Here is a 21,854-nt window from a genome sequence, read left to right as displayed (position 1 = left end):
GGCTAGAATAAGCCCTTCCATGACGACCATGACCACAACGACCACCCTCAGCATCGCCGCCGTCGAGCGCGAGACCCGGCTGTCCAAGGACGTGCTGCGGGTCTGGGAACGGCGCTACGGCTTTCCGCAGCCGGTGCGCGACGCGCACGGCGAGCGCTGCTACCCGGCCGACCAGGTCGAGCGCCTGCGCCTGATGAAGCGCCTGATGGACCAGGGCCACCGTCCCGGCGCGCTGGCCGCGCTCGCGCCCGACGACCTGGCCGCGCTGGCCGCGCCGGAACGGCGCGCGCCGGCGCCCGATGCGCAGGCCGGCGCCGTCGCCCAGCTGCTGGAGCTGATCCGCGCGCGCGACCCGGCCGCGGTCCGGCATGCACTGCGGCAAGCGCTGGCGCGCCAGGGCCTGGAGCGCTTCATCGAACAGACCATCGCGCCGCTCACGGCGGCCGTCGGCGGCTGCTGGGAAGACGGCAGCTTCGACGTCTTCGACGAACATTTCTATACCGAGTCGGCGCAGCAGCTGCTGCGCCAGGCGATCGCCGACCTGCCCGGCGCCCGCCAGGAGCCGCGCATCCTCCTGACCACCGTCCCCGGCGAGGGGCACGGCCTCGGCCTGCTGATGGCGGAAGCCCTGTTCGCGCTGGACGGCGCAAGCTGTATCTCGCTGGGCACCGAGACGCCGCTGCTCGACATCGCGCGCGCCTGCTCCGCCTACCGCGCCGGGGTGATCGCCCTGTCGTTCTCGGCGGCCTATCCGCGCCGCCAGCTGGCGCCGGTGCTGGCCCAGCTGCGCCAGGCCCTGCCCGCCGAGGCCGAACTGTGGGCCGGCGGCGCCGGCGTGGCGAAGCTCGATGCGCCTGCCGGCGTGCGGCTGCTGCCGACGCTGGACAGCGGCCGGCAAGCCCTGGCCGGCCTTGGTCTCAGGGTGTGATCAGGCCGCGGCCAGGGTCCGGGTTTCCGGCTCGGCCTGCGCCTGCCAGCCCCGTATCTGCGCGATGAAGTCGTCCAGCGGCGCCGGACGCGAGAACAGGAAGCCCTGCATCGCCGGCTTGCGGTTGGCCGCCAGGAAGTCGGCCTGCTGCGCGGTCTCGACGCCTTCCGCCACCACGCGCAGGCCCAGGTGGTCGGCCATCGCCAGGATCGACTGCACGATGGCGGTCCCGTTCGGGTCGCCCGGGGTATCGCGGATGAAGCTCTTGTCGATCTTCAGTTCGTACAGCGGCATCTTCTTCAGGTAGGCCAGGTTCGAGTAGCCGGTGCCGAAATCGTCGATCGAGAAGCGGATGCCCATCTGCGCCAGTTCGTGCATGCGCGCGATGGTGTCGTTCAGGTCGTTGACCAGCAGTCCTTCCGTGACCTCGAAGATCAGCTGGCCGGCAGGCGCGCCGGTCTCGTGCAGGATCGCGCGCACCTGGTCGACGAAGTCGGGCTGGCGGAACTGCAGCGGGCTGACGTTCACCGACAGCGGCAGCGGATGGCCGGCCTGTTCCAGCCGCAGCCAGTAGGCGCAGGCCTGGCGCAGCACCCAGTGGCCGAGCGGGACGATCAGGCCGCTCGATTCGGCAGCCGGGATGAACAGTTCCGGCGAAACGGGCGTGCCGTCCGCGCGCCGCCAGCGCATCAGGAGCTCGGCGCCCACCGGCACGTGCCGGTGATCGATCTGCAGCTGCAGGTGCATCGACAGTTCGCCGTTTTCCATCGCCTGCGCCAGGTCCCTCTCCAGCGTCAGCTTGCGCTCGGCCTCGGCCAGCATGGCGGTTTCGAACAAGGTCACCCCGTTGCGCCCGCCGACCTTGGCGTGGTACATCGCGGTATCGGCTTCGCGCAGCAGGTCGTGCCCGGCCTGCCCGCCGCGCAGCGGCAGCGCGATGCCGATGCTGGCCGAGGCGTGGTAGGACTGGCCGCCGATCTCGACGTCTTCGGCCAGCGCGGCGCGGATCTTTTCGGCCACCAGCCGGGCCGCCCCGACGGCGCGCTCGGCATCCCGGCCCAGGCTTTCGAGCAGCACCACGAACTCGTCGCCGCCGAGGCGCGCCACGGTATCGCCCTGGCGCAGCACGCCCGCCACCCGCGCGGCCGCGTGCTTGAGCATGAGGTCGCCGATCGCATGGCCGCGCGCGTCGTTGATGGTTTTGAAGTTATCGAGGTCGATGAACAGCACCGCCCCCAGCCCGCCGCCCGCATGCGCGCGCGCGACCATCGCGTCGAGGCGCTCGATCAGCAGGCGCCGGTTCGGCAGCCCGGTCAGGACGTCGTAGAAAGCGAGGCGGTGGATCGCCTGGGCCGCGTTCCTGCGCTCGGTGATGTCGCGTCCGACCACCACCCAGTGCGTGTTGCGCCCGCCTTCGCCGGCGAACGGCACCAGCTCCATCTCGACCCAGTATTTTTCGCCGTGCTTGGTATAGTTCAGCAGCTCGGCCGTCACGGCGTGGCCGCGCCGCATGGCGTCGAGGATGCGCGCTAGCTCGGCCGGGTCGGTGTCGGGGCCGTGCAGCACGCGCATGCTGCGCCCGACGATCTCCTCGCGCGCGTAGCCGGTGCGGCGCACGAAGGCGTCGTTGGCGAAGATGATCGGCTGTTCGGCGCCCTCGGCATCGACCACCCTTGCGATCAGGACCATGTCGTTGAGGCGCGCCACCGCGGCCGAGGTCAGGCGCAGCTCGGCATTGAGCTCATGCAGCCGGGCGTGGCCCGCTTCGAGCGAGTCGGCGGTCTTGCCCAACTGTTGCATCGAATTGTTCAGGCGCTGCAGCAGGCCGCCGCAGGTCAGGGTGATCAGCGCGCCGACGAACAGGTAGTTCAGGGTGACGATCAGGCATGGCAGGAAGGCGTGCTCGTCCAGGTTCGCCACGTAAAGCTTCGCATAGCCGGCCAGGCCGAGGGCGAAGATCGAGGCGCCGCTGAAGAGCAGCGCGACGAGCGCCGGCCGCATCCCCAGCAGGACCACGCCCAGCACGGGCAGCGCCATCAAGAAGATCTGGCTGACCGGGCCGATCGTGAGCATCAGGCCGATGCCGACCAGGTACAGGATCGCCAGGAAGTTGAGGACCCGGAAGGTGTACGGCAGGCGCGGCAGGCGCCACAGCGCGATCACCCAGCCCAGCGCGGCGCCGTCCAGCAGGGCGACCGGCCAGATGCCCTCCTGGATGGACAGGCCGATGCTGGGCACGGCCACGAGGGTGCCGAGCCCGACCACGTACGACAGCAGGGAAGCGAAGACCCTCGAGCGCCAGTGTGCAATGTCGTAGTAGGTTCCCATAGAGCGGCCCGTGCGGCGTCAGAATTGATGCAGAGCAACATTCTAGGCGAGCTCATGGGTGCTGTCACGGCAGGAAGAGGCGCCTGTTGCGCGCGCGGGACAAAACGATATTTTGCAGAAAGCGAAACAGCGCCCGGGGCGGGCGCCGTCCCGCTTACTTGCTTGCCTCGGTTGCCTCGGCTTGTTTCACCAGCTCCGTTACCTGCTTGGCGATTCCGTTCGGCACCGCCATCGAGAGCTGGTAGTGCAGGATTTCGAAGCCGGTGGCGGTCTTGCGGAGCACGCCGCTGGCCATGCAGTGGCCCATGTTCGGCGTGTCGAGCAGTTCGTCGAACCAGATCAGCTTGCCGTCATCGGAAGCGTAGATGTTGCGCCGGGTGGCGTGGAAGGACCAGGCCGATTTCTTGCCTTCGAAATATTTGCGGCCCCAGGCCTTGAAGGCGTCGCGCTGCCACAGCTCGCTGCGGTCGGTCCCGATATACACGCCGTCCGGCGCGATCTTGTCGAAATACGCCATGCGCGCATGGGCGGCATCGTCGTGCCAGGCGTCGACGAAAGCGTTGACCTGCCTGGTCAAGGCAGGATCGGCACCGGCGGCCTGGACCAGGCCGGCGAACAACAGGCAGCAGGCGAGCAGCAGCGATTTCATGGCAGTCCCTTTCATTGGAAGCGTCCGCCGTCGACGTCGCGCAGGAACTTGACGAGGCCCGTGAAGTAGGTCTGCTGGTCGTCGTACATCGACATGTGGCTGCCGTTCGGGCAGACCAGCAGGCGGCCGTGCCGCACTTTCTGCGAGACCATCTTCATGTGCGCCGGGTCCATGGTGTCGTGCTGGCCGGCGATGACCAAGGTCGGCACCGCGATCTTCGGCAGGTCGGCGACACGGTCCCAGTGCTCCAGGCGCGCATTGTGGGCGCCGAGTTCGCTCGGCCCCTGCATCGGCACGTAGATCTTCGGGTTGATGTGGGCGAACGAGCGCTGCACCGGCTCGGGCCACTGGTCGGCCGGCATGCGCAGGATGTGCTGCACGTAGTGGTTCGGGATCAAGAGTTCCATGTAGCGCGGATCCTCGTACTTCCCCTCGGCCTCGAGCTGCCTGATCTCGGCCAGCGCCTTCTGGTCCATCTGCGGCATCAGGACGGTGTCGGCGTATTTGTTGTAGGCCGGGATGCTCATCATCATGTTCGAGATCACCAGGCCCTTCAGGTTCTGGCCGTACTTGAGCGCGTACTCGGCCGCCAGGATGCCACCCCAGGAGTGGCCCAGCAGGTAGAAATTCTTGTTGTTCAGCCCTAGTGCCTTGCGCACCTGTTCGACCTCTTCGACGAAGCGCGGCAGGTCGACCAGCGAGGGGTCGTCCGGCTTGTCGCTGTAGGCCGAGCCCAGCTGGTCGTAGTAGTAGTACTCGATGCCGGCGCCCGGGAAATAGCTGTCGAAGGCTTCGAAGTATTCGTGGGTGGCGCCGGGGCCGCCGTGCAGCAGCAGGACCTTGATGGTGGGATTGTTGCCGACGCGCTTGGTCCAGACCTTGAAGCTGCCTTTCGGCGTGACGATCGGAATCATGCGCACGCCGCCGGACAGCACGTCGCTGCGGCCGCTGTTGTCGTGGTAATTCGAAGATGCGGCGGCGGCCGCCGGGCCGGCAGCCATCAGGAGCATGGCCGCCATCAGGGCAAGGATGCGTTTCATCGGGACCTCGTCGGTTGAAATCGTGCAGATATTGTACGTTGGAAATGTAACCAAATGTACAAGAAAACCACACGCGTTCAATAACTCGTGTACATTGGTTTCAGTACAACTTCGTGTGCGAGCGATGAAAGCGTCGACCTGGAACAACACCATCCCGCGCCACCCAGGCTCAGCCTGCGCCTGACCGACGAGGTGATCGGCAAGGCGGTGAAGGAGACCCTGGCAGAGCAGGCGAAGGGACGCGGGCTGGGTCCGGAAAAGACGCTCAGCGGCGACGCTTATCAAAAATTCGAGCGGGCGTTTTCCGAGGCCGAAAAGCCGGACTGCCTGCATCCGGATGCGATGAAATTTCAGCCGCACAGCCTGGCGTTCAAGATCGGCGGCCAGACCTACGGCATCGGCGTCGGCGGCCAGCTTGCGATTCCCTTCTGGATCGCCGCGATCGTGCGCGGCAAGTGTCATTGAGGCCGGATCGGGAATCGTGGATAATGTCGCCATGAACGAACCTACCCAACTCCCTCCCCTGCCCGACCGCCTGTCCATCGACCCGAAGAGCCCGCACCATGACGCGGAAGTCTTCAAGCACCCGGTCGGCATCCGTTTCAACGGCAAGGACCGCACCGACGTCGAGGAATACTGCATCAGCGAAGGCTGGATCAAGGTCGCCGCCGGCAAGGTCGTGGACCGCAAGGGCCGTCCGATGCTGATCAAGCTGAAGGGCACGGTCGAGCCGTATTACGCCGACTAACTTTTTACATAAACGCATCATGACGGCTGCCGAAGGTTCCGGCAGCCGTTTTTCTTTGCGGCGCAGCGAGCTAGCGGTGCAGCTCCCCTGCCCGCTCCGGCTGGTACAGCAGTTCCAGCACGGTGAGCTTGAACAGTTCGCCGCCGGGACGCGCCCATTCGATGGTGTCGCCCACGGCCAGCCCGAGCAGGGCGCTGCCGATCGGCGACAGCACCGACAGGCGGTCGCTGCCGAAGGCCACGTCCTTCGGATAGGCCAGGGTCATGCAGAACTCGCGCGGCGGATGGTCGACCGCGAAGCGCACCGTCGAGTTCATCGTCACCACGTTCGGCGGCACCTCTTCCGGATCGACGATGTCGGCCCGGCCCAGTTCGTCCATCAGGTGGAAATCGAGGTGGCCGTGGGCGATCGGCGATTCGTCGAACAGCGCTTCGAGGCGCGCCATGTCGAGGCTTGATACGGTGATATTGGGTCTCATGTTCAGCTCCTGTAAAAAATAGACCAGCAAGACGGCAAGGCCGCCGCCTGTTGCGGCAGCCGGGTGTGTCGTGGAATAGGCCCGGGAGGTTGGCGCCGCCTTGCGCGGCCTGGTCCTCACCGAGCCCAGGAGAGCCGGGCGGGATGTCGCGGAAAGAACCGCGCGTGCAGCAGCCGTACCCCCTCTTGCAGGGGCGCAGGTTCGCGATCGCGGTGGGCGGCGGCGTTGCGCATGGGACGGTTACTGGGGGGTGGAGACAAGGTCCAGTATAGCCGTGCTGGGCATTTCGTCAACTCGCACGTGGCCGGGCACAAAGTAAAAAAGCGAGCCGAAGCTCGCTTTTTCGAGGCGACGAAGCTGAATTAACGCTTGTCGATGGCCGGGACGTCGCGGCGCGGCGAACCGACGAACAGCTGGCGCGGACGGCCGATCTTCTGTTCCGGGTCGGCGATCATCTCGTTCCACTGGGCGATCCAGCCCACGGTACGGGCCATCGCGAAGATACCGGTGAACAGCGAGACCGGGATGCCCAGGGCCGACTGCACGATACCCGAGTAGAAGTCGACGTTCGGGTACAGCTTGCGCGACACGAAGTACTCGTCGTTCAGGGCGATCTTTTCCAGTTCCATGGCCAGCTTGAACAGCGGGTCGTCCTGCAGGCCCAGCTCGTCCAGCACTTCGTGGCAGGTTTCGCGCATCAGCTTGGCGCGCGGGTCGAAGTTCTTGTACACGCGGTGACCGAAGCCCATCAGCTTGACGCCCGAGTTCTTGTCCTTGACCTTCTCGATGAAGGCCGGGATGTTCTCGACGCTGCCGATTTCCTTCAGCATGTTCAGTGCGGCTTCGTTGGCGCCGCCGTGTGCCGGGCCCCACAGGCAGGCGATGCCGGCGGCGATACAGGCGAACGGGTTGGCGCCCGACGAACCGGCCAGGCGAACGGTCGAGGTCGATGCGTTCTGCTCGTGGTCGGCGTGCAGGATCAGGATGCGGTCCAGGGCACGCACCAGCACGTCGTTGACCTTGTACTCTTCGCACGGGTTGCCGAACATCATGTGCATGAAGTTCGCGCTGTACGACAGGTCGTTGCGCGGGTACATGAACGGCTGGCCGATCGAGTACTTGTACGCCATGGCAACCAGGGTCGGCAGCTTGGCGATCAGGCGGATCGCCGAGATCTCGCGCTGCTTCGGATCGTTGATGTCCAGCGAATCGTGGTAGAAGGACGCCAGCGCGCCGACGGTACCCACCAGCACCGACATCGGGTGCGCGTCGCGACGGAAGCCACGGAAGAAGAAGTTCATCTGCTCGTGAATCATCGTGTGACGGGTCACGGTGTTCTCGAACTCGGCCTTTTGCGCGGCGTTCGGCAGTTCGCCGTTCAGCAGCAGGTAGCAGGATTCCAGGAAGTCGCAGTTAACCGCCAGTTGCTCGATCGGGTAGCCGCGGTACAGCAGCTCGCCCTTGTCGCCATCGATGTAGGTGATGGCCGACTGGCAGGCAGCGGTCGACATGAAGCCGGGGTCGTAGGTGAACATGCCGGTCTGGCCGTACAGCTTGCGGATGTCGATGACGTCCGGGCCGATGGTGCCTTTGTAGATCGGCATGTCTACCGACGGGCTGCCGTCGGAGAACGACAGGGTGGCTTTGGTATCAGAGGTATTCATGGCACTTCCTTCTTTGGGAGGTGGGTGTACAAAAAAACGAAACCAAGATTTCGTTACGCTTGCCGCAGGCGCACCAGCAGGGCGCGTACATGCGGCAGGTCGACCTCGCCCTCGGGCTCGGCGCGTCCCAGCAGCAGGTCCATCAGCGGGTTATCCGCCAGGTCGAGCAAACGGGTCAGCGCATCGACTTCCTCGTCCGTCAATTCCTCTTCGTGCGCATCCAGGAAGCGCGTGAGGATCAGGTCGTTTTCGAGCAGGCCCCGACGTGCGCGCCAGCGCAGGCGGGCACGGTTGGTGGGGTCGGATTGATGCGTTTTCACACTAGAGTCCGTTGTTCGGTCAACACTATACTCCGGCTGCCGGTTGCAGGCAGTACGGTAGTTTTACTGTATTTATGGAAACAAATTAGGCGCAATTACCGCGAAATATACCGTGTCAGCGGTGTTTGCGCCGCATTGTAGGGTGGGCGCGGCCGGCGTAGGCACACCGTGCCCACGCGTAACGCCGGCATGGTGCAATCGTCACGCGTGGCCACATGGTGCCCACCCTACGATTAAATCGCGCGGCGGACCAGCAATTCCTTGATCTTGCCGATCGCCTTGTTCGGATTCAAGCCCTTCGGGCAGACGTCCGTGCAGTTCATGATCGAGTGGCAGCGGAACAGGCGGTACGGGTCTTCCAGGTTGTCCAGGCGCTCGGTGGTCGCTTCGTCGCGCGAGTCGGCGATGAAGCGGTAGGCCTGCAGCAGGCCGGCCGGGCCGACGAACTTGTCCGGGTTCCACCAGAACGACGGGCAGGAGGTCGAGCAGCAGGCGCACAGGATGCACTCGTACACGCCGTCCAGCTCTTCGCGCTCTTCCGGCGACTGCAGGCGTTCCTTCTCCGGCGGGATCGAGTCGTTGATCAGGAACGGCTTGATCGAGTGGTACTGCTTGAAGAAGTTGGTCATGTCGACGATCAGGTCGCGCACCACCGGCAGGCCCGGCAGCGGACGCAGCACGATCGGCTGGGTCAGCTCGTTCAGGTTGGTGGTGCAGGCCAGGCCGTTCTTGCCGTTGATGTTCATCGCGTCCGAACCGCACACGCCTTCGCGGCAGGAACGGCGCAGGGCCAGCGAGTCGTCGACGTCGGCCTTGATGCGCTGCAGTGCGTCGAGCAGCATCTTGTCGGTGTCTTTCAGCTCGACGGTGATGTCTTGCATATAGGGCTTCGAATCCTTGTCCGGATCGTAGCGGTAGATCTTCAGTTGGACTGTGCGTGCCATGTTTTACCTATCGGGTAAGGACGGGACCGATGCCCCGTCCGCAAAGATTCTTGCTATTAGAAAGTACGTGGTTTCGGTTTGAAGGTGTCGACCGTCAGCGGCTTCTGGACCACCGGCTTGTACTCGAGGCGGTTGCCGTTCGTGAAGAACAGGGTGTGCTTCATCCAGTTCTCGTCGTCGCGGTGCTCGTAGTCGCTGTGGGCGTGGGCGCCGCGCGATTCCTTGCGCGCCGCGGCCGAGACGATGGTCGCCTTGGCCACTTCGATCAGGTTGTCCAGTTCGATCGCTTCGATGCGGGCGGTATTGAACACCTTCGACTTGTCCTTGAACGAGACATGCTTGCGGCGCTCGTCCAGCTTCATGATTTCCTTCACGCCCTCGTCCATCAAGGCCTGGGTGCGGAACACGCCGCAGAACTTCTGCATGGTGGCGCGGATGTCGTTGGCGACGTGCTGCACCTTCTCGCCGCCGGTCGAGTTCTCGAGGCGGTTCAGGCGGTCCAGCGCGTAGTCGGCGGCATCCTTCGGCAGCGCGCGGTTGCCCTGCGCCTTCAGGTTCTGGCCGACGATGTGGTTGCCGGCCGCGCGGCCGAACACCACCAGGTCGAGCAGCGAGTTGGTGCCCAGGCGGTTCGCGCCGTGCACCGAGACGCAGGCGCATTCGCCGATCGCGTACAGGCCGTTGACGATCTTCTGGCTGCCGGTACCGTCCGGAGCGACGACCTGGCCGTGGATGTTGGTCGGGATGCCGCCCATCTGGTAGTGGATGGTCGGGACGACCGGGATCGGTTCCTTGGTCGCATCGACGTTCGCGAACTTGTGGCCGATTTCCAGGATCGACGGCAGGCGCTTGCGGATGGTGTCCGCGCCGATGTGGCGCAGGTCCAGCAGCACGTGGTCCTTGTTCGGGCCGACGCCGCGGCCTTCCTTGATCTCCTGATCCATCGAGCGCGAGACGAAGTCGCGCGGCGCCAGGTCCTTCAGGGTCGGCGCGTAGCGCTCCATGAAGCGTTCGCCGTTCGAGTTGATCAGGATGCCGCCCTCGCCGCGCACGCCCTCGGTGATCAGGACACCCGCGCCGGCCACGCCGGTCGGGTGGAACTGCCAGAACTCCATGTCCTGCAGCGGCAGGCCGGCGCGTGCCGCCATGCCCATGCCGTCGCCGGTGTTGATGAAGGCGTTGGTCGAGGCCGCGAAGATGCGGCCCGCGCCGCCGGTCGCGAACACGGTGGTCTTCGCCTGCAGCATCATGACGTCGCCGGTTTCCATTTCCAGCGCCACCACGCCCAGTACGTCGCCGTCGGCGTTGCGCACCAGGTCCAGTGCCTGCCACTCGACGAAGAAGTGGGTGCGCGAACGGACGTTACGCTGGTACAGGGTGTGCAGCAGCGCGTGGCCGGTACGGTCGGCGGCCGCGCAGGCGCGCTGCACCGGCTTCTCGCCGAAGTTGGCGGTGTGGCCGCCGAACGGACGCTGGTAGATGGTGCCGTCCGGGTTGCGGTCGAAGGGCATGCCGAAGTGTTCCAGCTCGTACACGACCTTCGGGGCTTCGCGGCACATGAATTCGATCGCGTCCTGGTCGCCCAGGTAGTCGCCGCCCTTGACGGTGTCGAACATGTGCCAGTACCAGTCGTCCTCGCTCATGTTGCCGAGCGAGGCACCGATGCCGCCCTGGGCAGCCACGGTGTGCGAACGGGTCGGGAAGACCTTCGACAGCACGGCGACGTTCAAGCCGGCTTCGGACAGTTGCAGTGCGGCGCGCAGGCCGGAACCGCCGGCGCCGACGATCACCACGTCGAAGTGGCGGGTAGGGATTGCGGAATTAAATGCTGCCACGATTAAACGCTCCAGAGAATTTGCACAGTCCAGGCGGCGCAGGCAAGCAGCCAGAGCACCGTGGCGATCTGCAGGGTCAGGCGGATGCCGACCGGTTTGACGTAGTCCATCCAGATGTCACGCACGCCGACCCAGGCGTGGTAGAACAGGCCGAAGAAGGTGACCATGGCGAAGAGCTTGAACCACTGGCGGGTGAACAGCCCGGCCCAGCCTTCGTAGGAGAAGTTCTGGCCGCCCAGGAAGGAGACCAGCAGGACGATGGTGAAGATCGCCATGACGATGGCGGTCACGCGCTGGGCCAGCCAATCGCGCATGCCGTAGTGGGCGCCGACGACGAGGCGCCGTTGTCCGATATTCTTTTTAGTGGCTTGCATGGTTTAAAACACTCCGAACAGTTTGAGGGCGACCAGCACGGTCAGCGCCAGGCTGATGACCAGCACCCAGCGCGCGGTCTTCTGCGATGCGTCCTTGTCCAGGGCCATGTGGTTGTCCATGAACAGGTGGCGGATGCCGGCGGTGAAGTGGTGCAGGTAGGCCCAGGACAGGCCGAGGATGATAATCTTGGAGAACGGGTGGCTGACGACGCCCGCGAAGTGCGCGTACGAGATTTCCGAGCGCAGGCTTTCCTGGAACAGCCAGAGCAGGAACGGCAGGAAAAGGAACAGGCCGAGACCGCTGACGCGATGCAAGATCGACACGATCGCCGACGGCGGCTGTTTGTAGTACCCGCGGTATGTGATATCGCCGAAATCGACGTTACGGATTACCGGTCGGCCCTTCTTTTGAGCCTCTCTCACGGCTTCGGACATTGCAACACCTCCCTTAAAACTCATTAATTATCGAACCCAGATTCATCGATTTTGTGACCTGCTCCAGGTCCGTTTCTGGACACCGGGGGAACGTCGACCGGGCCTTGTCTTCGCTTTCCCAAAACCAACTCATTTTACTCGCTCATCGCGAATCCTGCACCAGCATAGAGCGTGTACAAAAACTATTCAGGACAATTCGTTCTGGTAATGATGCGAGGCGGTCAGGTACAGACCGCGGCGCAATTCCACCGCCTTGTCGCCATAAGTGAACGAGATCCGGTCTGCGCACAGCAGCGGCGTGCCTTCCGGCACCTTCAGACACTCGGCCGCCCCGGCATCGGCCGCCACCGCGCGGATCTTTTCCGTCGCGCGGATCATGCGGGTGCCGAACTCCGATTCGAACAGGCCGTACATCGCCCCCTTGTACTCCGCCAGGCGCTCCGCCGTCAGCCCTTTGAACAACTGGCCCGGCAGCCACATCTCTTCCAGGATCGTCGGCGCGCCATCGAAAGACATGGTGCGCTTGATATAGACGACCGCATCGCCCGGCTTCAGGTCGAGCAGGCGCGCCACCTCGGCCGGCGCACGGATGCGCTTGACCTCGAGGTACTGGTGATCCGGATGGTGGGGAACGCCCTCGTCGGGCATCAGCTTCAGGAAGCGGAAGTGGGCGCGTGCCTCGTTGTGGCTGGCCACGAAGGTGCCCTTGCCCTGGCGCCGCACCACCAGGTGCTCGGCCGCGAGCTCGTCGATCGCCTTGCGCACCGTTCCCTGGCTGACCTTGTAGCGGCCGGCCAGCTCGACTTCACTGGGGATGAGCTCGCCCGGCTTCCACTCGCCGGACTGCAGGCTCTGGGTGATCAGGGCCTTGATCTGCTGGTACAGCGGGGAAAAGGTAGGAGACATGCCCACGTGGGACGTGCCTGCTCCGGAGCTGCCTCCAGCACTGCCCGCAGTGTTATTGCCGGCGGTGCCATTGCTGTTCGGATTGGACGGAACCTGATTCATAGACTGCGATTTTTCCACAAATCCCACTCTGCGTCCAGTGGGAATGTGAAAGATTAGCTGTCTTATATAAGACATATGATATGAATTGACAGATGGAATATCGGAGGACTACACTCGCGGTCGATTGGACGTGGGTGTGCCCTGACCGGTTACACGCCGCATGTCCAAATCGGAGATGCGCTTTTGGTATGATTGCAGTTTTCCCGAACTGGCGTATCCTCGGCGTCGCCTCGCTTACCCGCTGTAACCCGTTTCCCAACTTTGGAGATAATCATGGCTAAAACCCCAATGCGCGTCGCCGTCACCGGCGCGGCCGGCCAGATCGGCTATTCCCTGCTGTTCCGCATCGCCAACGGCGACATGCTGGGCAAAGACCAGCCGGTCATCCTGCAACTGCTCGAAATCGACAACGAGAAGGCGCAGAAGGCGCTCAAAGGCGTCATGATGGAAATCGACGACTGCGCATTCCCGCTGCTGGCCGGCATGACCGCCCACAGCGACCCGATGACCGCATTCAAGGATGCCGACGTGGCCCTGCTGGTCGGCGCCCGTCCGCGCGGCCCGGGCATGGAGCGCAAGGACCTGCTGGAAGCCAACGCCCAGATCTTCACCGTGCAGGGCAAGGCGCTGGACGCCGTCGCTTCGCGCAACGTGAAAGTGCTGGTGGTGGGCAACCCGGCCAACACCAACGCCTACATCGCCATGAAGTCGGCCCCGAACCTGCCGGCCAAGAACTTCACCGCCATGCTGCGCCTGGACCACAACCGCGCCCTGTCGCAGGTCGCCGCCAAGACCGGCAAGCCGGTCGGCTCGATCGAAAAGATGGTCGTGTGGGGCAACCACTCGCCGACCATGTACGCCGACTACCGCTTCGCCACCGCCGACGGCCAGTCGGTCAAGGACCTGATCAACGACGACGTCTGGAACCGCGACACCTTCCTGCCGACCGTCGGCAAGCGCGGCGCCGCCATCATCGACGCGCGCGGCGCCTCGTCGGCAGCCTCGGCCGCCAACGCAGCGATCGACCACGTGCGTGACTGGGTCCTGGGCACCAACGGCAAGTGGACCACCATGGGCATCCCGTCGGACGGTTCGTACGGCATCCCGGAAGGCACCGTGTTCGGCTTCCCGGTGACCACCGAGAACGGCGAGTACACCATCGTGCAGGGCCTGCCGATCGACCAGTTCTCGCAAGAGCGCATCAACCACACGCTGAACGAACTGAACGAAGAGCGCGCCGGCGTCGCTCACCTGCTGGGCCAGTAATCATTTCCGTCGTCCCCGCGCAGGCGGGGACCCAAGTTTGGCAAGTGCTGACGACATGCACGCAGAACTTAGGTCCCCGCCTCCGCGGGGACGACGCTACTTTTAGCTAAATAGTCAGTTATGCATCCTTCCGAGGTTTTATTCCAGGGTCAACGCCAGCCGCTGCTGCTTCCTGCCTGCGATCACTACGCCGGCAGCGAGAAACTGATGCGCAAGTCGATGGCCCTGCAACAAGAGCTTGGCCCGGTATTCGACATCACCTTCGATTGCGAGGATGGCGCCGCCGCCGGCAACGAAGCGGCCCACGCCCGCCTGGTGGCGAGCCTGCTGAACGACGAAGGCAACCGCTTCGGGCGGATCGGCGCGCGCCTGCACGACGTGGGCAGCTCCCACTTCGAACAGGACGTCGAACTGATCGTCGGCGCGGCGGCACCGCGACTGGCCTATGTGGTTTGCCCGAAGCCGAACGGCATCGCGGATGTGCTGCGCGCGCAACGGATCGTCAACGCGGCGGCGGAAAAAGCGGGACGTCCCGACCTTCCGCTGCACGTGCTGATCGAGACCCACGGCGCGCTGCACGACGCTTACGCGATCGCCGCCCTGCCCCAGGTCGAATGCCTCTCGTTCGGCATCATGGACTTCGTGTCCGCCCACCATGGCGCGATTCCGGCAAGCGCCATGCGAACTCCGGGGCAATTTACCCACCCCCTCGTAGTACGAGCGAAGCTGGAGATGGTTGCGGCATGTCATGCGCATGACAAGGTCCCCTCCCATAATGTGACGACCGATATCAAGGACAGTGCGGTGGTCGCCAACGACGCCACCCGCGCCGCCGGCGAATTCGGGTTCACGCGCATGTGGAGTATCCACCCTGACCAGATCAAGCCGATCGTCAAGGCCTTTACCCCGCGTGCGTCGGAAGTGAACGAAGCAACCAACATCCTGCTCGAGGCAATGGCAGCAGATTGGGGGCCGATCGCCCAGCATGGCCGCTTGCACGACCGCGCCAGCTACCGATATTATTGGGCGGTGTTGCAGCGCGCGAAGCTGGCCGGCCTTGCGCTGCCGGATGCCGCGGCGGCAATCGTCAACCAACCGGAATCCATCTGATGGCCATCACTCTGAAACAAATGCTCGCCGCCTGCACCGTTGCGCTCGCGGCCGCCTCCCTGTACGCGCCGGCATCCGCCGCCGGCGCAGCCACCTCCGCCGAACACGAATCGCATCCGAAGGCCGTCAAGGTCCTGAAGGAAAAGGCCAAGAAGGCCAAGAAGGCGAAAAAAGAAGAAGCGAAGCAGGCAATCGCCGACGACGAACCGGAACCGGACCTCACCGACACCGTCGTCGCCGACTATGCGTGCGAGTTGAACAACAAGGTCACCATCTACACCAACGAAAAAGACAACGGCCACATCGCGCTGCGCTGGAAGAACCGGCTGCACCGCCTCGAGCGCGTGGGCACCACCACCGGCGCGCTGCGTTTCGAAAATACCAAGTTCGGCCTGGTCTGGATCGGCATCCCGTCGAAGGGCATCCTGCTCGACTCGAAGCTGAATCGCCAGCTGGCCAACGAATGCAAGAACGCCGAACAGGCCAAGCCGCTGGTGGCGGCTGCACCTGCTGAAAAGAAAAGCTGATGCCGGCGCATCGGTCCCATTGCTCGATTAGCCAGCAATAATAAGTCCCTACCGAAGGAGAGCTCATGTCTCACAACACTTTGAACACGCTGAAGGAATTCCCGCTGCAAGCGGGCCAGACCGGCCAGTTTTACTCGCTGCCGGCACTGGGCGAATCCCTGGGCGTGAACCTGTCGCGCCTACCGGTGTCGATCCGTATCGTTCTCGAGTCCGTGCTGCGCAATTGCGACGGCAAGAAGGTCACCGAAGAACACATCCGCCAACTGGCGAACTGGGGCCCGACCGCCCAGCGTACCGAAGAGATCCCCTTCGTCGTCGCCCGCGTCGTGCTGCAGGACTTCACCGGCGTGCCGCTGCTGGCCGACCTGGCCGCGATGCGCAACGTCGCCGCCAAGATGGGCGCCAACGCCAAGAAGATCGAGCCGCTGGTGCCGGTCGACCTGGTGGTCGACCACTCGGTCACCATCGACCACTTCCGCACCCCGAATGCGCTCGACCTGAACATGAAGCTCGAGTTCCAGCGCAATAACGAGCGCTACCAGTTCATGAAGTGGGGCATGCAGGCCTTCGACACCTTCGGCGTCGTGCCTCCGGGCTTCGGCATCGTCCACCAGGTCAACCTCGAGTACCTGGCGCGCGGCGTGATGAAGAACGGCAGCATGTTCTACCCGGACACCCTGGTCGGCACCGACTCGCACACCACCATGATCAACGGCGTCGGCGTGGTCGGCTGGGGCGTGGGCGGTATCGAAGCGGAAGCCGGCATGCTGGGCCAGCCGGTCTACTTCCTGACCCCGGACGTGATCGGCGTGAACCTGACCGGCGCGCTGCGCGAAGGCTGCACCGCAACCGACCTGGTGCTGACCATCACCGAAATGCTGCGTAAGGAAAAGGTCGTCGGCAAGTTCGTGGAATTCTTCGGCGAAGGCACCGCCTCGCTGTCGACCACCGACCGCGCGACCATCGGCAACATGGCCCCGGAATACGGCGCGACCATGGGCTTCTTCCCGGTCGACGAAAAGACCGTGGAATACTTCCGCGGCACCGGCCGCACCGAAGAAGAACTGGCTGCCTTCGAAAACTACTTCAAGGCCCAGCAGCTGTTCGGCATCCCGCGCGAAGGCGAGATCGACTACACCCGCGTGGTGTCGCTCGACCTGTCGACCGTGACCCCGTCGCTGGCCGGCCCGAAGCGTCCGCAGGACCGTATCGAACTGGGCGCGATGAAGTCGACCTTCACCGACCTGTTCTCCAAGCCGACCACCGCGAACGGCTTCAACAAGTCGGCCGACGACCTGCACAAGGTCTACGAGACCACCAACGGCGTGCGCGTGAAGAACGGCGACATCCTGATCGCCGCCATCACCTCCTGCACCAACACCTCGAACCCGAGCGTGCTGCTGGCCGCCGGCCTGCTGGCCAAGAAGGCCGTCGAAAAAGGCCTGACCGTCGCTCCGCACATCAAGAGCTCGCTGGCTCCCGGCTCGCGCGTGGTCACCGAATACCTGACGGCCGCCGGCCTGCTGCCCTACCTGGACAAGCTGGGCTTCGGCGTCACCGCGTACGGCTGCACCACCTGCATCGGTAACGCCGGCGACCTGACCCCGGAACTGAACGCCGCGATCACCTCGAACGACATCATCGCCGCCGCGGTCCTGTCGGGCAACCGTAACTTCGAAGCGCGTATCCACCCGAACATCCGTTCGAACTTCCTGGCCTCGCCGCCGCTGGTCGTCGCCTACGCGATCGCCGGCAACGTGACGCGCGACCTGATGAGCGAGCCGGTCGGCAAGGGTTCGGACGGCGTCGACGTCTACCTGGGCGACATCTGGCCAACTTCGCAGGAAGTCCAGGACCTGATGAAGTTCGCGATGAACTCGGACGTCTTCAAGAAGAACTACGCCGACGTCAAGGGCAACCCGGGCGCGCTGTGGGAAGCCGTTTCCTCGACCTCGGGCCAGGTGTATGACTGGCCGGAGTCGACCTACATCGCCGAGCCGCCGTTCTTCGCCGACTTCGAGATGACCCCGAAAGCCGCCGCCACCGGCGTCAACGGCGCGCGCGCGCTGGGCGTGTTCGGCGACTCGATCACCACCGACCACATCTCCCCGGCCGGTTCGATCAAGGAAGACGGTCCGGCAGGCAAGTACCTGAAAGAGCACGGCGTGCTCAAGGCCGACTTCAACTCCTACGGCTCGCGCCGCGGCAACCACGAGATCATGATGCGCGGCACCTTCGCGAACGTCCGCATCAAGAACAAGATGATCCCGCCGAAAGCCGACGGTTCCGCAGTCGAAGGCGGCATCACCATCCACCAGCCGAGCGGCGAACAGATGTCGATCTACGACGCGGGCATGAAGTACATCGCGGAAGGCACCCCGACGATGATCTTCGCCGGCGAAGAATACGGCACCGGCTCCTCGCGCGACTGGGCCGCCAAGGGCACCCAGCTGCTGGGCGTGAAGGTCGTGATCGCCCGTTCGTTCGAGCGTATCCACCGTTCCAACCTGGTCGGCATGGGCGTGCTGCCGCTGCAGTTCATCGGTGACGACAGCGTCGAAACCCTGGGCATCACCGGCAACGAGACCTATGACCTGAAGGGCCTGGAAGGCGATATCCGCCCGCAGATGCAGGCGACCCTGGTGATCCACCGCGCCGACGGCTCGACCAAGGAAACCCAGGTCCTGCTGCGCATCGACACCCCGATCGAAGTGGACTACTACAAGCATGGCGGCATCCTGCCGTTCGTGCTGCGCCAGCTGCTGGCTGCTTGATGGCAGGGGTCAGGGGTCTAGGGGTCAGAGCCCGGGTCTAGGGGTCAGAGCCCGGTTTTAACGGGTGGGCTCTGACCCCGGCGCTCCTGACCCCGGCGCTCAGTGGCAAAAGGCAAAAAAGGCCGGAATCCGCAAGGATTCCGGCCTTTTTATTCTTCCGCTGCCATCAATCGCACGGTAGGGTGCCCACCCTACGTCTCGGCCCACTGCCGCAGCAGGTTGTGGTAATGCCCGGCCAGGCCGACCAGCTCCGGCCCGTCCCCGTGCTTCGCCCGCAGTGCCTGGATATTCAGGTCCAGCTCATACAGCATCGACCGCTTCCAGTCATCTCGCACCATGCTCTGCACCCACAGGAAAGACGCCACGCGCTCGCCCCGCGTCACCGGCTGCACCTCATGGATGCTGGTAGCGGGATAGACGATCGCATCGCCGGCCGGCAGCTTGACCTCGTGTGTGCCGTAGGAATCGATGACGGTCAGCTCCCCGCCTTCGTATTCTTCAGGCTCGGACAGAAACACGGTGCACGACACATCGGTGCGGACAGGAGAAGCGCCCCGCTGCGTGCGGATCGCGCCGTCCACGTGCGGGCCGTAGTGCTCGCCGCCGGCGTAGCTGTTGAAGAAGGGCGGCAGGATGCGCAGCGGCAGCGCGCACGAGAAGAACAGCGGATTGGCCATCAAGGCCGCACTCACGATCTGCCCGAGTTCCAAAGCCGGCGGCGACCCTTCAGGCAGCTGGCGGTTGCGCTTGACCTGCGCCCCCTGGCTGCCGACGCTGGCGCGGCCGTCGATCCAGTCGATGCCGGCAAGGCGCTCGCGCATCGATTTCACCTGTTCCGGCGTCAGCACGCCCGGGATGTGCAGCATCATCGCCGCTCCTTACCTGATATCAGAACTTGAAGTTGGCGGTCAGGGTCGCCGAACGTCCCGGCGCCACGCCGGCGTAGTGCGGCGACGACACCTTGTCGAAATACAGTTTATCAGTCAGGTTCTGCAGGTTCAGCTGCAGCGAGATGTCCTTGTTCAGGGCATAGCTGGCCATCGCATCGAAGCGCGCATAGCCCGGCACGTATTTGTTGTTGTTGACGTTCGCGTACACCTTGGACATCGCGCTCATGCCGAAGCCGGCGGTGAAGTCCTTGGTGAAGGCATAGCTGGTCCACAGCGAGGCGCTGTTCTTCGGCGTGGTCGGGAAACGGTTGCCGTTGAACGGCGACGGGGTCCAGACCGGGGCTGCCGTGGTGCCGGTGTTCAGGTAGCCGTTGTCGGCGATCTCGGCGTCCAGCCAGGTGTAGCCGCCGAACACGGTCCAGGCGGACGTGATCTTGCCGGAGAAGCCCAGTTCCACGCCCTGCACTTCCTTGCGGCCGACGTTCTGGACGGTGCCGTCCGGCGAGGTGACGCGGGCATTGTTCATGGTGCTCTTGAACAGCGCGCCGGTGACCGAGAGGCGGCCGCCCGGCAGCAGGTCCCACTTGCTGCCCAGTTCGATGTTGCGGCTGCGCTGGGGCTGCAGGTTCTGGACGGCGGCGGTCAGCGCGTCCAGGCCGTCGCCGCCGTCGTTGCCCGGCGGGGTCGCCGAACTGGCGTAGGAAAGATAAATGCTGCCGTTCTTGGCCGGCTTGTAGACGATGCCGGCCTGGGTGCTGACGAAATTGGTGTCGACCACGGCGTGGGCGGCCGGGGCCGCGGCGCCGTTGACGATGCCGGCGGCCGTATCCAACCTGCTCTGGAAATCGTCCCAGCGCAGGCCCAGGTTCAGCAGCCACTGCGGATTGATTTCAACGGTGTCGAAGGCATACGCGGCCTTCGTTTTGGTGCTCACATGGGTCAGCGCGCCCGACAGGCTGCGGCTGTAGACCCAGGGGTCGTAGGGATTCGGATTGACCAGGGTGGTGCAGTTGTACAGCGTGGCCGCGCCCGAAGTCGGGCAGGTGAAGGTGCCGGTCAGCGGGTTGTTGGTGCCGGGCGTGAACAGCCAGGTGCTGCGGTCGGTCGTCTCGCGGTCGAATTCGACGCCGGCGTTGAAGCTGTGCTTCATGCCGGCGGCCGTCAGTTCGCCGCTCAGGCTGGTGACGTTGGCGAAGGTGCGGGTCTCGGTGGCGCGGGTGTTCGCGCGGCGCCAGACGGTGCCGTAGCGGACGGTGTTGCCCTTCGAATCGTCGGGCTGGGTCCAGACATAGTCGTTGTTCGACTTGCCGTAGCGGCTCACGTTGCGCAGTACCAGGCCCGGGCTGAATTCGTGGCGCAGGTCGATCGTGCCGACGTCGCTTTTCGTGTCGCGGAAGTCGCGGTTGGCCAGTCCGTAGAAGGTGCTGCGGTCGACCGCGAACGGGGTGCCGTTGCCGTTCTTCGCCACGTCGGCGCCGCTCGCGATCGGGTTGTTGAAGGGGATGCCGGTATCCGGGATCTCGTGCGAAGTCAGGTGGTAGAGGCTGACGATGGCGCGGTCCGGGCCGTTCAGGCCGAAGGTGACGGTGGGTGCCACGCCCCAGCGATTGCCGCCCACCACCTTGCGGCCCGGGACGTCGTTCTCGTGCGCCATCACATTCAGGCGGAAGGCGCTGTTGCTGCCGATGTTGCGATTGACGTCGCCGGTGATGCGGCGGTACTTGTCGCTGCCGATGCCCACCGAGGCGCTGTTGAAGTCGTAGGCCTGGGCGGTCTTGCTGACCAGGTTGACGCCGCCGCCGGCCGAGGAACGGCCGCCGTAGGCCGAGTTCGGGCCCTTGACCACTTCCACCTGCTCGATGTTGAACACCTCGCGCGACTGCGAGCCGGCGTCGCGGATGCCGTCGATATAGGTATCGGTCTGGGCGTTGTAGCCGCGGATGAACAGGTTGTCGCCGACCGGATTGCCGCCCTCGCCCGCGCCGATGGTAATGCCCGGCACGGTACGCAGCGCATCCGTCAGCGACACGGCCCCGGTCTGCGAGATCACCTCGCTCGATACCACGGTCACCGATTTCGGCGTATCCAGCAGCGGCGCAGTGAACTTGGCGTTGGCCGAGACGGGTGCCTGGTTGGCGCCGCTCACCTGCACGGTCGGGATGCTCTGGTCGATCGCGTTGTCCGGCGCCGCATGGGCAAGCGGCATGCCGAGCGTGGCCAGCAGGGTCAGCGCAAGGGCGGGCGCGGGCGCCGGCAACGGGGAACGGAGCTGCGGCGCATGCTTGCGGCTCTTGATGAAGGATGCTTGCGGCGGTGTGGTCGTGGTCATGGCGTTGGTGGGTAAATGAGAACGATTCGCATTATGATTCTTATTTCAGAATTTGACAAGAAAGATGAGCAAATCGTTCAGCAAAGCCACTGCCGAACTTGCCTGTGTGTTACAGGCATGTGGCCGAATCAACTACAATACCGGGGAGATGGGTTTATCATGACCCCTTGCCTTAATCACCTATCTACCGAAGAGACCCCCAAGCGC

Annotated in this window: 20 protein-coding genes; 7 read left to right on the top strand and 13 right to left on the bottom strand. The window is 64.5% G+C overall.

Going from position 1 to position 21,854, the window contains the following annotated elements; all coding sequences use genetic code 11:
- The first annotated feature begins 19 nt into the window (after positions 1-19).
- Positions 20-928: a MerR family transcriptional regulator gene (locus ACI48D_RS01445; protein WP_435569428.1), complete on the top strand. Its 909-nt coding sequence runs from the start codon at positions 20-22 to the stop codon at positions 926-928.
- Here the strand turns inward: ACI48D_RS01445 and ACI48D_RS01440 are convergent, their stop codons facing one another.
- The 3 genes from ACI48D_RS01440 to ACI48D_RS01430 form a co-directional block, all read right to left on the bottom strand.
- Positions 929-3,256, bottom strand: a complete 2,328-nt coding sequence (locus ACI48D_RS01440; protein ID WP_435569427.1) for a putative bifunctional diguanylate cyclase/phosphodiesterase — start codon at positions 3,254-3,256, stop codon at positions 929-931.
- A 154-nt stretch (positions 3,257-3,410) separates the two neighbouring features.
- The gene (locus ACI48D_RS01435; RefSeq protein ID WP_435569426.1) at positions 3,411-3,905 is read right to left on the bottom strand and encodes a nuclear transport factor 2 family protein; all 495 of its coding nucleotides are present in this window, start codon (positions 3,903-3,905) and stop codon (positions 3,411-3,413) included.
- Between the two features lie 11 nt (positions 3,906-3,916).
- The gene (locus ACI48D_RS01430; protein ID WP_435569425.1) at positions 3,917-4,945 is read right to left on the bottom strand and encodes a proline iminopeptidase-family hydrolase; all 1,029 of its coding nucleotides are present in this window, start codon (positions 4,943-4,945) and stop codon (positions 3,917-3,919) included.
- 87 nt (positions 4,946-5,032) lie between these two features.
- Here ACI48D_RS01430 and ACI48D_RS01425 point away from each other — a divergent pair, with 87 nt between their 5' ends.
- Both ACI48D_RS01425 and ACI48D_RS01420 read left to right on the top strand, forming a co-directional pair.
- Positions 5,033-5,410 (top strand): hypothetical protein, encoded by a 378-nt coding sequence (locus tag ACI48D_RS01425; RefSeq protein ID WP_435569424.1) that lies wholly within the window; start codon positions 5,033-5,035, stop codon positions 5,408-5,410.
- Positions 5,411-5,441: 31 nt separating this feature from the next.
- On the top strand, positions 5,442-5,693 hold the full coding sequence (locus tag ACI48D_RS01420) for a DUF3297 family protein (protein ID WP_435569423.1): 252 nt from the start codon (positions 5,442-5,444) through the stop codon (positions 5,691-5,693).
- 70 nt (positions 5,694-5,763) lie between these two features.
- Here ACI48D_RS01420 and rnk read toward each other — a convergent pair whose 3' ends face one another.
- The 8 genes from rnk to ACI48D_RS01380 all read right to left on the bottom strand — a co-directional run bounded on the left by rnk (position 5,764) and on the right by ACI48D_RS01380 (position 12,751).
- Entirely contained in the window at positions 5,764-6,171 is a 408-nt protein-coding gene (gene rnk, locus ACI48D_RS01415; protein WP_435569422.1) for a nucleoside diphosphate kinase regulator, read from the bottom strand.
- A gap of 362 nt (positions 6,172-6,533) precedes the next feature.
- Positions 6,534-7,835, bottom strand: coding sequence for a citrate synthase (gltA, locus tag ACI48D_RS01410; RefSeq protein WP_435569421.1), 1,302 nt, complete (start codon positions 7,833-7,835; stop codon positions 6,534-6,536).
- A gap of 53 nt (positions 7,836-7,888) precedes the next feature.
- The gene (locus ACI48D_RS01405) at positions 7,889-8,155 is read right to left on the bottom strand and encodes a succinate dehydrogenase assembly factor 2 (RefSeq protein WP_435569420.1); all 267 of its coding nucleotides are present in this window, start codon (positions 8,153-8,155) and stop codon (positions 7,889-7,891) included.
- Between the two features lie 233 nt (positions 8,156-8,388).
- Positions 8,389-9,099, bottom strand: coding sequence for a succinate dehydrogenase iron-sulfur subunit (locus ACI48D_RS01400; protein ID WP_435569419.1), 711 nt, complete (start codon positions 9,097-9,099; stop codon positions 8,389-8,391).
- 56 nt (positions 9,100-9,155) lie between these two features.
- Positions 9,156-10,934 (bottom strand): succinate dehydrogenase flavoprotein subunit, encoded by a 1,779-nt coding sequence (gene sdhA / locus ACI48D_RS01395; RefSeq protein WP_435569418.1) that lies wholly within the window; start codon positions 10,932-10,934, stop codon positions 9,156-9,158.
- 2 nt (positions 10,935-10,936) lie between these two features.
- The gene (gene sdhD / locus ACI48D_RS01390; RefSeq protein ID WP_435569417.1) at positions 10,937-11,308 is read right to left on the bottom strand and encodes a succinate dehydrogenase, hydrophobic membrane anchor protein; all 372 of its coding nucleotides are present in this window, start codon (positions 11,306-11,308) and stop codon (positions 10,937-10,939) included.
- Positions 11,309-11,311: 3 nt separating this feature from the next.
- The gene (gene sdhC, locus ACI48D_RS01385) at positions 11,312-11,743 is read right to left on the bottom strand and encodes a succinate dehydrogenase, cytochrome b556 subunit (protein ID WP_435569416.1); all 432 of its coding nucleotides are present in this window, start codon (positions 11,741-11,743) and stop codon (positions 11,312-11,314) included.
- A gap of 186 nt (positions 11,744-11,929) precedes the next feature.
- A complete protein-coding gene (locus tag ACI48D_RS01380; RefSeq protein ID WP_435569415.1) occupies positions 11,930-12,751 on the bottom strand; it encodes a GntR family transcriptional regulator in 822 nt (273 codons plus the stop codon).
- A gap of 273 nt (positions 12,752-13,024) precedes the next feature.
- On the opposite strand from ACI48D_RS01380, the gene ACI48D_RS01375 reads away from it, so the two are divergent.
- From ACI48D_RS01375 to acnA, 4 genes are all read left to right on the top strand, one after another.
- Positions 13,025-14,017, top strand: coding sequence for a malate dehydrogenase (locus ACI48D_RS01375; protein ID WP_435569414.1), 993 nt, complete (start codon positions 13,025-13,027; stop codon positions 14,015-14,017).
- 120 nt (positions 14,018-14,137) lie between these two features.
- On the top strand, positions 14,138-15,127 hold the full coding sequence (locus ACI48D_RS01370) for an HpcH/HpaI aldolase/citrate lyase family protein (protein ID WP_435569413.1): 990 nt from the start codon (positions 14,138-14,140) through the stop codon (positions 15,125-15,127).
- Positions 15,127-15,654, top strand: a complete 528-nt coding sequence (locus tag ACI48D_RS01365; protein WP_435569412.1) for a hypothetical protein — start codon at positions 15,127-15,129, stop codon at positions 15,652-15,654. The genes ACI48D_RS01370 and ACI48D_RS01365 overlap by 1 nt, the downstream gene beginning before the upstream one ends.
- A 65-nt stretch (positions 15,655-15,719) precedes the next feature.
- Positions 15,720-18,428 (top strand): aconitate hydratase AcnA, encoded by a 2,709-nt coding sequence (gene acnA, locus ACI48D_RS01360; protein ID WP_435569411.1) that lies wholly within the window; start codon positions 15,720-15,722, stop codon positions 18,426-18,428.
- Positions 18,429-18,619: 191 nt separating this feature from the next.
- On the opposite strand, the gene ACI48D_RS01355 is transcribed toward acnA, so the two are convergent.
- Both ACI48D_RS01355 and ACI48D_RS01350 read right to left on the bottom strand, forming a co-directional pair.
- Positions 18,620-19,297, bottom strand: a complete 678-nt coding sequence (locus tag ACI48D_RS01355) for a Fe2+-dependent dioxygenase (protein WP_435569410.1) — start codon at positions 19,295-19,297, stop codon at positions 18,620-18,622.
- 19 nt (positions 19,298-19,316) lie between these two features.
- Complete coding sequence (locus ACI48D_RS01350; RefSeq protein WP_435569409.1) at positions 19,317-21,647, bottom strand: TonB-dependent receptor; 2,331 nt, start codon at positions 21,645-21,647, stop codon at positions 19,317-19,319.
- Between the last annotated feature and the right edge of the window lie 207 nt (positions 21,648-21,854).

This window comes from Massilia sp. LXY-6 (assembly GCF_051233485.1).
GTDB lineage: Bacteria > Pseudomonadota > Gammaproteobacteria > Burkholderiales > Burkholderiaceae_D > Telluria.
Note: the sequence above shows the minus strand (reverse complement) of the source record. Positions and strands in the feature narration are given on the sequence as shown.

Excerpts from the sequence above, each read along its gene's own strand:
- ACI48D_RS01365 (WP_435569412.1), top strand. The coding sequence starts at position 15,127 with ATGGCCATCACTCTGAAACAAATGCTCGCCGCCTGCACCGTTGCGCTC.
- gltA (WP_435569421.1), bottom strand. The coding sequence starts at position 7,835 with ATGAATACCTCTGATACCAAAGCCACCCTGTCGTTCTCCGACGGCAGC.
- ACI48D_RS01430 (WP_435569425.1), bottom strand. The coding sequence starts at position 4,945 with ATGAAACGCATCCTTGCCCTGATGGCGGCCATGCTCCTGATGGCTGCC.
- acnA (WP_435569411.1), top strand. The coding sequence starts at position 15,720 with ATGTCTCACAACACTTTGAACACGCTGAAGGAATTCCCGCTGCAAGCG.
- rnk (WP_435569422.1), bottom strand. The coding sequence starts at position 6,171 with ATGAGACCCAATATCACCGTATCAAGCCTCGACATGGCGCGCCTCGAA.
- ACI48D_RS01370 (WP_435569413.1), top strand. The coding sequence starts at position 14,138 with ATGCATCCTTCCGAGGTTTTATTCCAGGGTCAACGCCAGCCGCTGCTG.
- ACI48D_RS01355 (WP_435569410.1), bottom strand. The coding sequence starts at position 19,297 with ATGATGCTGCACATCCCGGGCGTGCTGACGCCGGAACAGGTGAAATCG.
- ACI48D_RS01420 (WP_435569423.1), top strand. The coding sequence starts at position 5,442 with ATGAACGAACCTACCCAACTCCCTCCCCTGCCCGACCGCCTGTCCATC.
- sdhD (WP_435569417.1), bottom strand. The coding sequence starts at position 11,308 with ATGCAAGCCACTAAAAAGAATATCGGACAACGGCGCCTCGTCGTCGGC.
- sdhC (WP_435569416.1), bottom strand. The coding sequence starts at position 11,743 with ATGTCCGAAGCCGTGAGAGAGGCTCAAAAGAAGGGCCGACCGGTAATC.
- ACI48D_RS01435 (WP_435569426.1), bottom strand. The coding sequence starts at position 3,905 with ATGAAATCGCTGCTGCTCGCCTGCTGCCTGTTGTTCGCCGGCCTGGTC.
- ACI48D_RS01400 (WP_435569419.1), bottom strand. The coding sequence starts at position 9,099 with ATGGCACGCACAGTCCAACTGAAGATCTACCGCTACGATCCGGACAAG.
- ACI48D_RS01380 (WP_435569415.1), bottom strand. The coding sequence starts at position 12,751 with ATGAATCAGGTTCCGTCCAATCCGAACAGCAATGGCACCGCCGGCAAT.
- ACI48D_RS01350 (WP_435569409.1), bottom strand. The coding sequence starts at position 21,647 with ATGACCACGACCACACCGCCGCAAGCATCCTTCATCAAGAGCCGCAAG.
- ACI48D_RS01440 (WP_435569427.1), bottom strand. The coding sequence starts at position 3,256 with ATGGGAACCTACTACGACATTGCACACTGGCGCTCGAGGGTCTTCGCT.
- ACI48D_RS01375 (WP_435569414.1), top strand. The coding sequence starts at position 13,025 with ATGGCTAAAACCCCAATGCGCGTCGCCGTCACCGGCGCGGCCGGCCAG.
- ACI48D_RS01445 (WP_435569428.1), top strand. The coding sequence starts at position 20 with ATGACGACCATGACCACAACGACCACCCTCAGCATCGCCGCCGTCGAG.